We start from the raw sequence: 9,086 nt of genomic DNA on the forward strand, positions 1-9,086 counted from the left end.
AGAAAGTTATGGCAAGTTTGTTAACACTTGAAAATATTCACAAAACATTTGAAGCAGGGACGGTCAATGAGAACCATGTCCTCAAAGGATTAGATTTAGAAGTTGAAGAGGGAGATTTTATCTCTGTGATTGGTGGAAATGGAGCAGGGAAATCCACTTTGATGAATATCTTGGCTGGCAATCTATCGGTGGATGAAGGGGACCTTTTATTGGCAGGTAAATCCATTAAAAATCTGAGTGTAAGAAAGAGAGCCAAGGATATCGCCCGTGTTTTTCAAGATCCTAAGATGGGAACAGCTTCTCGTTTGACGATTGAGGAGAATATGGCTATTGCCTTGAGACGCGGGCAGAAGAGAGGGCTTGGTTGGGGAGTGAAGGAGAAGGATAGAATCCAGTTCCAAGAGGCCTTGAAAGAGCTGAATATTGGCCTTGAAAATCGCTTGAAAGTAGATACTCAATATCTCTCAGGAGGACAAAGACAGGCCTTGACCCTAGTCATGGCAGCTCTGGTGAAACCCAAACTTTTGCTTTTGGATGAACATACTGCGGCCCTTGATCCAAAAACTAGTCAAATGGTGATGGATTTGACGCAAAAGATTGTGGAACACCATCAGTTGACGACTTTGATGATTACCCATGATATGAACCATGCGATTGAGTATGGTAATCGTCTCATTATGCTCTATCAAGGCAAGATAGTGGTGGATGTCAAGGGAGAGGAGAAAAAGCATCTGACAGTTGAAGATCTCATGCATCTCTTCCAGAAAAATAGTGGCCAAAGTCTAGTCAGTGATGAATTGGTTCTGGGATAAAGAAAAACACCACACTTTGTAAGACACAAGGTGTGGTTGTATTTTATCTCTTAGACCAAGTTCTCTTCATAAAGAGAAGTAGGATTGGGTATATCTCCAAGCGGCCTGCAATCATTGCAAAGGAGAGGAGAATTTTTGAGATAGGACTAAAGATTGAGAAACTAGAAGTGGTTCCTAGGATAGGCCCAATATTATTGAAACAGCTAAAGACAGCGCTGGTCACAACCAGAAAATCATTGCTATCTAGGCTGACAATAAAGATAAGGGATAGCAAAATCATAGAATAGATGACAAAGTACTTGAGAATCTTATGCTGGGTATCTTTGTCAATCACTGTTTTATTAACATGGAGGGTCAAAACACGGTGGGGCGATAGGATTGACAAAATCTGATTTTTAGCAATTTTTGAAAGGATAAGACCTCGAATAACCTTGAGTCCACCTGCGGTTGAACCAGCAGAGCCACCGATACCCATGAGGAAGAGAAGGATAAACTGGGAGAAGAGGGGCCAGTTGGTAATATCTCCGTAACCAAAACCAGTCGTTGTAATGATATTGGAAACCTGGAAGAAGGCCATTTCAAAGCTCTTGGAAAATCCTGAGTAGAGATAGAGGGTATTGAGGCTAATCAAGCCTGTCGAAACCAGCACGATGACCAAGTAAGCCCGAAGTTCTTCGTCACCAAAGAAGGCTTTGACGCGACGGAGCATGAGGTAGTAGTAGAGATTGAAATTTACCCCAAAAACCAAAACCCCGATACTAACCAGATAGGTAATCAGTGAGCTACCATAGTGAGCAATTCCATCGTTATAGACTGTAAAACCTCCTGTACCTGCTGTTCCCATGGCAATGACAAAACTATCAAATAGGGGCATGCCAGCCAGATAATAGATGATGACAAAGAGGGAGAAGAGAGCTAGATAAAGGAGATAGAGAATCTGGGCAGTGTTTTTTAGTTTGGATACTACTTTACCAAAAACAGGGCCAGGAACCTCAGCCTTCATCACTTCTAGGTGACTATTCTTGGCATTATCCATAATAGCAAGTGCAAAAACAAGCACTCCCATCCCTCCAATCAAGTGGGTAAAACTTCGCCAGAAGAGGAGGGAGCGACTGAGGACCGAAACGTCGTTCAGAATAGTTGCTCCAGTAGTTGTAAAGCCAGAGCTGATTTCAAAAAAGGCATCGATAACGCTGGGAATTTGCCCAGCAAAAACAAAGGGGAGACCGCCAAAGAAAGACCAAAGGATCCAACAGAGGGCAACAATCAAGACTCCCTCCTTGGCATAAATCCGTTGATTTTTTGGCTTTTGTAAAATTCCTGAACCGCCTAGTAATACGAGAATCCCTATTGTTGAAAAGAGGGCTGTAAAGACTTGGCTCGATTCACGGTAATAGAGAGCAACAACTACAGGAACCAAAAGAAGAACAGCTTCAATCAAAAGTAATTTTGAAAGGAGGTAGCGAATCATACTTTTATTCATTACTTACCTCGCAATCAAGTCATAAATCTTGGTGATGTTTGGCAACAGGGTTGTTACTAGGAGCTTGTCTCCAACTTCCAGCATATCCTCCCCAGTTGGGAAAATAGTCTTGCCCTTTCGAATGATAGCTGCAATCAGAACCCCTTTTTTCAATTTCAGTTGAGAAAGAGGTTTGGCAGTCATCTTATTAGCTTCCTTGATATGGAATTGCAGGGTTTCGATTTGGCCATTGGCTAGATGGTGCATGGCCTGAAGGTCTGAATACTGGGCATTAACCCGACCACGAATAAAGTGCATGATTGTATCTACAGCGATGCTTTTAGGTGTGATGATACTTGAAAAATCAGGTGCATTGATAATCTCGAGGAGACTGGTACGATTGACCTTGGTGATATTTTTTTGTACACCTACCCTGTCAAGGAACATAGAGGTAATCAGATTTTCCTCATCGACCCCTGTTAGAGTTGCAACGGCATCATAGTTTTGAGCACTTTCTTCCAGCAGGATATCTTTTGCGGTACCATCTCCTTGAACGATGTAGAGATTTGGGAATTTCTCGCTAAAGAAGCTGGCGATTTCAGGATTGATTTCAATAACCTTGGTATCGATACGACTGTCTTTGAGAATACCTAGAAGATAATAAGCAATTCTACCTGCGCCAACAATAAGAAGACTCTTCACGGCACGAGACTTGAAATAATTATGGAAGAGCATCATGTCAACACGGTTACCAGTGACAAAGATTCTATCTTTATCCTGTACAGTCATGTCACCGCTTGGAATGATAATTTGATGATCCCTCTCTATCGCACAGACAATGACATTGCCAAATTTTTTCCGAAAATCAGAAATGGGCATTTGGCAAAGACCGCTGGAGGATTTAACAGTGAATTCCATCAAGCTTACCCGTCCACCAAAGAAACGTTCGACAGATAGGGCGTTGGGGAAGTCAATGATGTTGGCAATAGCGCGGGCAGCCAAGAGCTCAGGGTTAACGATAAGAGAAAAACCGAGAATATTCTTTTCCTTGAAATAAGAGTTAGAATATTCAGGGTTCCGCACCCGAACGATGGTCTCTTTAGCTCCCATTTTTTTGGCTAGAACGGCTGCAATCATGTTGACTTCATCGTATTCAGTCAGGGCGATAAAGATATCACAATCCTGGACACTGGCTTGCTCAAGGATGGTAAAATCGGCCCCGTTACCAAGGATACCCATGATATCAAAGCGATTGACAATATGATTGAGGACAGTTTCGTCTTGCTCAATCAGCAAAACATCATGCTTTTCTGCAACCAAGGAGCGACAGAGGGCAGAACCAACTTTTCCCCCTCCGACAAGGATAATTTTCATAATAAAACCTACTTCTTCATTATGTAACTATCATACCTTTTTTCAAGAAAAAATGCACCTACTAGCTAATCACCAGAGTTTTTAGTAGGAAATTTGCTATAAGGTAAAACTATACCCTAATCAATTGAAATAGCTATTAGCACCTTTCTCTGAAATATGGTATGATAAAGGATATACAAGGAGATAAAATGAATAATAATTTACTGGTATTACAATCAGACTTTGGTTTGGTAGATGGTGCGGTATCGGCTATGATTGGAGTGGCTTTAGAAGAGTCTCCAACCTTAAAAATCCATCACTTGACGCACGATATCACGCCTTATAATATTTTTGAGGGGAGCTATCGTCTCTTTCAGACGGTGGATTACTGGCCTGAGGGAACGACTTTTGTATCGGTGGTCGATCCAGGTGTCGGCTCGAAACGTAAGAGTGTGGTTGCTAAGACTGCAAAAAATCAATACATTGTCACGCCAGATAATGGAACGCTTTCTTTTATCAAGAAACACGTTGGCATTGTGGCTATTCGTGAGATTTCTGAAGTGGCCAATAGACGTCAAAACACAGAGCATTCTTATACTTTCCACGGTCGTGATGTTTATGCTTATACTGGTGCTAAACTAGCCAGCGGTCACATTTCTTTTGAGGAAGTGGGACCAGAGCTCAGTGTAGACCATATTGTAGAGCTTCCAGTCGTAGAGACCATCATTGAAGATCATCTGGTGAAGGGAGCTATTGATATTCTGGATGTGCGTTTTGGTTCGCTTTGGACCTCTATCACGCGAGAAGAATTTTACAAGCTGGAACCAGAATTCGGTGACCGTTTTGAAGTGACTATCTATCACGCTGATATGCTGGTCTATCAAAATCAGGTTGTTTATGGCAAATCATTTGCAGATGTGAGAATTGGGCAACCAATCCTTTACATCAACTCTCTCTATCGTTTAGGTCTGGCTATCAACCAAGGTTCCTTTGCCAAGGCCTATAATGTGGGTGTCGGTTCATCTTGGACCATTGAAATAAAGAAAATAGAATCATAAAATAGGAGAATATAGATGAAAAATCAATCAATTAAACAAGTTGTTGCTATCGGTGTTGGAGCTGCGCTCTTTGTTGTCATCGGGATGATCAGCATTCCGACACCCGTTCCAAATACAAGCATCCAGCTTCAGTATGCGGTACAGAGCCTCTTATCTATCATTTTTGGCCCTCTAGTGGGATTACTTGTTGGTTTAATTGGGCATGCAGTGAAGGACTCGCTTGCTGGCTACGGTCTTTGGTGGACTTGGATTATTGCTAGTGGTCTCTTTGGTCTAGCTGTCGGACTCTTTAGAAAATACATTCGAGTAACACAGGGTGTTTTTGAGTTGAAGGATATTGTCTTCTTTAACCTCATTCAGATTGTTGCAAATGCTCTTGTTTGGGGTGTCTTGGCACCACTTGGAGATGTTGTGATTTATCAAGAAGCAGCAGAAAAAGTATTTGCCCAAGGGATTGTTGCGGGAATTGCTAATGCAGTAACTGTAGCTATCGCAGGTACCCTTCTTTTGATAGCTTATTCACGTACACAGACTCGTTCAGGAAGTTTGAAAAAGGATTAACATAAAGGAAAAGGCTGGGCAACCAGTCTTTTTGCTGTTTATAGGCTAGTCGGGTAAGCAATTTAGGCTAGGAATCTTGTTGGCGCTAAGTTTTTAAGAGAAGAGTCTGCAAGAAGGGGTAGATTTATGATAAAATAGAAGTCTAAGAAGCGAATGAAGAGAGTAAGATGAAAGAAGCTATAATTGAGTGGAAGGATTTCTCTTTCCAGTATGAAACGCAACAAGAACCGACCTTGCAAGGAGTGGACTTAACCATTTATAAGGGAGAGAAAGTCTTAATTGTTGGGCCATCTGGGTCAGGTAAGTCTACCTTGGGTCAGTGTTTGAATGGAATTATTCCCAATATTTACAAGGGTCAGATGTCTGGAGAATTTTTGATCAAGGGGCAAGCAGCCTTTGATATGAGTATCTATGATAAATCTCATCTAGTCAGTACAGTTTTGCAGGATACAGATGGGCAGTTTATCGGCTTGTCCGTGGCAGAGGACTTGGCTTTTGCTCTGGAAAATGACGTGACAGCTCTAGATGAGATGAAAGGTCGTGTTCATAAATGGGCTGAAAAGCTGGACCTTATCCCTTTACTAGCTCAGCGTCCCCAGGATTTGTCAGGTGGACAAAAGCAGCGGGTCAGTCTGGCTGGTGTCTTGATTGATGAAAGTCCGATTCTCTTGTTTGATGAACCACTCGCCAATCTAGATCCCAAGTCAGGTCAGGATATTATCGAATTGATTGATCAGATTCATAAGGAAGAGGGAACAACGACACTTATTATTGAGCATCGTTTGGAGGATGTTCTGCATAGACCTGTGGATCGGATTGTCTTGATAAACGATGGTCGTATCCTCTTTAATGGGAGTCCTGACCAGTTACTGGCGACTGATTTATTGACACAAAATGGAATTCGAGAACCCCTTTATCTAACCACTCTCCGTCAATTGGGTGTGGATTTAGCCAAGGAAGAACAGTTAGCAAATCTGGATAACTTGTCTATCTCAAAAGGTCAGGTTCAGCTGCAGAATGAACTGGCAAAAGAAACCGTAGAATTGCAGTCACTCTTTAAATTAGAGGATTTGTCTTTTTCTTATGATGATAGACCGATTTTAAAATCCATTTATCTGGATATTAAAAAGGGCGAAAAGATTGCCATTGTCGGGAAAAATGGAGCAGGGAAGTCAACTCTAGCCAAGGCCTTAAGTAACTTTATCCAAACTGAAGGCCGATATCTGTGGGAAGGACAGGATATAAAAGGAGATTCTGTTGCAGAGCGGGCTGAACGAGTAGGCTATGTGCTGCAAAATCCCAATCAAATGATTTCAACCAACATGATTTTTGATGAAGTGGCTCTGGGACTTCGCTTGCGAGGTGTGAACGAGCAGGAAATTGAAACAAGAGTTTATGAAACTTTGAAAATCTGTGGTCTCTATGAATTTCGTAATTGGCCCATTTCTGCCCTGTCATTTGGTCAGAAAAAACGTGTCACTATTGCCTCAATTTTGGTCTTGGGAGCTGAAATAATTCTCTTAGATGAACCGACTGCGGGTCAAGACCAGAAGAACTATACTGAGATTATGGAATTTCTCGAAGAGTTACATCAAAAAGGGCATACCATTGTCATGATTACTCATGATATGCAATTGATGCTGGATTATTCAGACCGAGCTCTTGTCATGGTGGATGGGGAATTGATTGCCGATACTGATCCAGCTAGTCTTTTGAGCAATCCTGAGCTGTTAGTAAAAGCCAATCTAAAAGAAACTTCAATCTTCAACTTGGCTAAAAAACTAGACGTGGATCCACTTGCTTTAACGGCATTTTACAAAGAAAGGAGAGAAGGATGCAAGCTAAATTAATCGGTTACCAGCATAGAGATACTGTGATTCATCGCTTGTCAGGCGCTGGTAAACTCCTCTTTTTCATTCTCGTATCATTGGCGGCCATGATTAGCTATGATACCAGACTGCTTGTTCTGATTGCCATCTTTTCGGTCTTTCTCCTCTATTTGTCAGAAATCCGCTTTAAAGATGTTTCCTTTGTGGCCGTTTTTGCGATGGTATTTGCCGTTTTAAACGTTTTTATGGTCTATCTCTTTTCTCCCGAGTATGGGGTTGGACTGTACGGAGAGAGAAGTGTGATTTGGCAGGGAATTGGTGCCTACACTCTGACCAGCCAAGAGCTCTTTTATCTGCTAAATTTGGCTATTAAGTACCTTTGCACCATTCCTTTAGCGATTATCTTTTTGATGACAACCCATCCTAGTCAGTTTGCTTCCAGTTTAAATCAAATCGGTGTGCCTTATAAGATTGCCTATTCTGTCAGCCTGGCCTTGCGCTATATACCAGATTTGCAGGAAGAATTCTTTACCATCAAGATGTCTCAGGAAGCGCGTGGGATGGAATTATCCAAGAAAGCTTCTCTCATGCAACGAATCAAAGGCAATCTGCGCATTATCACTCCTCTGATTTTCAGCTCGTTAGAACGCATTGATACCATCGCAACCGCCATGGAGCTTCGACGCTTTGGGAAAGAGAAAAAACGCACTTGGTATAGTTATCAGGCCTTGAAAAAAGGAGATTATCTTACCTTGCTCTTGGCAGCCTTGTTTTTAGTAGCTAGTTTACTACTTATCTTGCAGAATCACGGACGATTTTACAACCCTTGGAAATAGTATTGTCAAAGTTTTCATTAGATAAGTAAAGAGAAATTATTCNATAACTTTTTATTGATAGATTGTATGAGAAATAAAGTTAATAATTGTATACTTGAAACTTTTTGACAAAATATGAATTAGTTTGAATACTTTATAGTAGAATTTACACTACAAAATCAAAGTTATTCAAATATAATCATTTTCAACTAAGTTCAGTGTCATAATGTAGAGACGATATAAAATAGTAAAAGTACTTAATTTAAATCGTGTTAATTTCACTTTGTGTAAACATGAGAAAATTTGAATGTAGATAATGATGGGAGAGGATTTGTAATGATCAGTTTAGAGCTGTTGTCTGAAGAAAATAGTTTAGACGTCTATTCTTTTGAAAAAGAAAATCGAGAGTATTTTGAACGAAATTTATCTCCTAGACCAGCTAACTATTTTGATTTAGAAGGTTTTAAAGAAATTACGAGGGAATTGTTAACGGAACAAACGAATCGGGATGTCTACATGCATCTTATCAGAGATTCGCAAGGCGCTATGGTCGGAAGAATTAATTTAAGTGTTTTAGAGAATAATCGAAAAACAGCAGAGCTTGGGTATAGGATTGGGGAAAATGTTAGCAATTTAGGTTATGCCAGCGAAGCGGTTAAACTCGTTTTAGAAAAAGCCTTCACGACTTATGGTTTCAATAGAATCATTGCAGGAACGGCAACAGGTAATCTAGCCTCTCAGAGGGTGCTTTTAAAAAATGGCTTTACCTTTAGTAGGGTTATAGAAAATGACTTACAAATTCATAATGAGTGGGTTCATACAGCAGTATTTGAGATAACGAGGTCATAATATCATCATTCCCAGTCCACAGATAGGTATAAAAGAGTAAGCAATTTTTGCAGATATTTAAGAATTTTCTCCTAGAAACCCTTGGAAATAGCTTGAAAAAAGGTAAATTCCCAAACTAAGTTCCACCGCTAATCCAAGTGGAAGTTAGTCTGATAAAAATTCTAAAAACCAGTGGAAATCCGTGTCAGGGTAAGTTCCACTGGTTTTAATCATGCTTGATTTCATCGCTTCTGTAGCCAAAATGAATCGAAAAAAAGAGCGCACAAAATCCCCTCATCTGAAAGCGTTTCAGATTAAGTTCCGCTATGGTGGAAGTTAGTGTGAGACGTTTGAATGGGGTTGAAGAT

At 40.7% G+C, this 9,086-nt stretch carries 8 protein-coding genes; 6 read left to right on the plus strand and 2 right to left on the minus strand.

Going from position 1 to position 9,086, the window contains the following annotated elements:
• Positions 1-8 precede the first annotated feature (8 nt).
• Positions 9-812 (plus strand): ABC transporter ATP-binding protein, encoded by an 804-nt coding sequence (locus tag D8855_RS06580; RefSeq protein WP_000157661.1) that lies wholly within the window; start codon positions 9-11, stop codon positions 810-812.
• Positions 813-855: 43 nt separating this feature from the next.
• On the opposite strand, the gene D8855_RS06585 is transcribed toward D8855_RS06580, so the two are convergent.
• Together D8855_RS06585 and trkA are read right to left on the minus strand one after the other, a co-directional pair.
• Positions 856-2,295, minus strand: coding sequence for a TrkH family potassium uptake protein (locus tag D8855_RS06585; RefSeq protein WP_033681268.1), 1,440 nt, complete (start codon positions 2,293-2,295; stop codon positions 856-858).
• Positions 2,296-2,298: 3 nt separating this feature from the next.
• Positions 2,299-3,648 carry a Trk system potassium transporter TrkA gene (gene trkA / locus D8855_RS06590; RefSeq protein ID WP_125416622.1) on the minus strand — a complete coding sequence of 450 codons (1,350 nt, stop codon included), beginning with the start codon at positions 3,646-3,648 and terminating at the stop codon, positions 2,299-2,301.
• Positions 3,649-3,836: 188 nt separating this feature from the next.
• Here trkA and D8855_RS06595 point away from each other — a divergent pair, with 188 nt between their 5' ends.
• From D8855_RS06595 to D8855_RS06615, 5 genes are all read left to right on the plus strand, one after another.
• Positions 3,837-4,685 (plus strand): SAM hydrolase/SAM-dependent halogenase family protein, encoded by an 849-nt coding sequence (locus D8855_RS06595; RefSeq protein WP_125416624.1) that lies wholly within the window; start codon positions 3,837-3,839, stop codon positions 4,683-4,685.
• Between the two features lie 15 nt (positions 4,686-4,700).
• On the plus strand, positions 4,701-5,246 hold the full coding sequence (locus tag D8855_RS06600) for an ECF-type riboflavin transporter substrate-binding protein (RefSeq protein WP_125416626.1): 546 nt from the start codon (positions 4,701-4,703) through the stop codon (positions 5,244-5,246).
• 167 nt (positions 5,247-5,413) lie between these two features.
• Positions 5,414-7,096 (plus strand): ABC transporter ATP-binding protein, encoded by a 1,683-nt coding sequence (locus D8855_RS06605; RefSeq protein WP_125416628.1) that lies wholly within the window; start codon positions 5,414-5,416, stop codon positions 7,094-7,096.
• Positions 7,081-7,911, plus strand: coding sequence for an energy-coupling factor transporter transmembrane component T family protein (locus D8855_RS06610; protein WP_125416630.1), 831 nt, complete (start codon positions 7,081-7,083; stop codon positions 7,909-7,911). Before D8855_RS06605 ends, D8855_RS06610 begins: the two co-directional genes overlap by 16 nt.
• A gap of 315 nt (positions 7,912-8,226) precedes the next feature.
• Positions 8,227-8,739: a GNAT family N-acetyltransferase gene (locus D8855_RS06615; RefSeq protein WP_125416632.1), complete on the plus strand. Its 513-nt coding sequence runs from the start codon at positions 8,227-8,229 to the stop codon at positions 8,737-8,739.
• Positions 8,740-9,086 lie beyond the last annotated feature (347 nt).

It is taken from the genome of Streptococcus mitis, assembly GCF_003942685.1.
In the GTDB taxonomy this organism is placed as follows: Bacteria; Bacillota; Bacilli; order Lactobacillales; family Streptococcaceae; genus Streptococcus; species Streptococcus mitis_CD.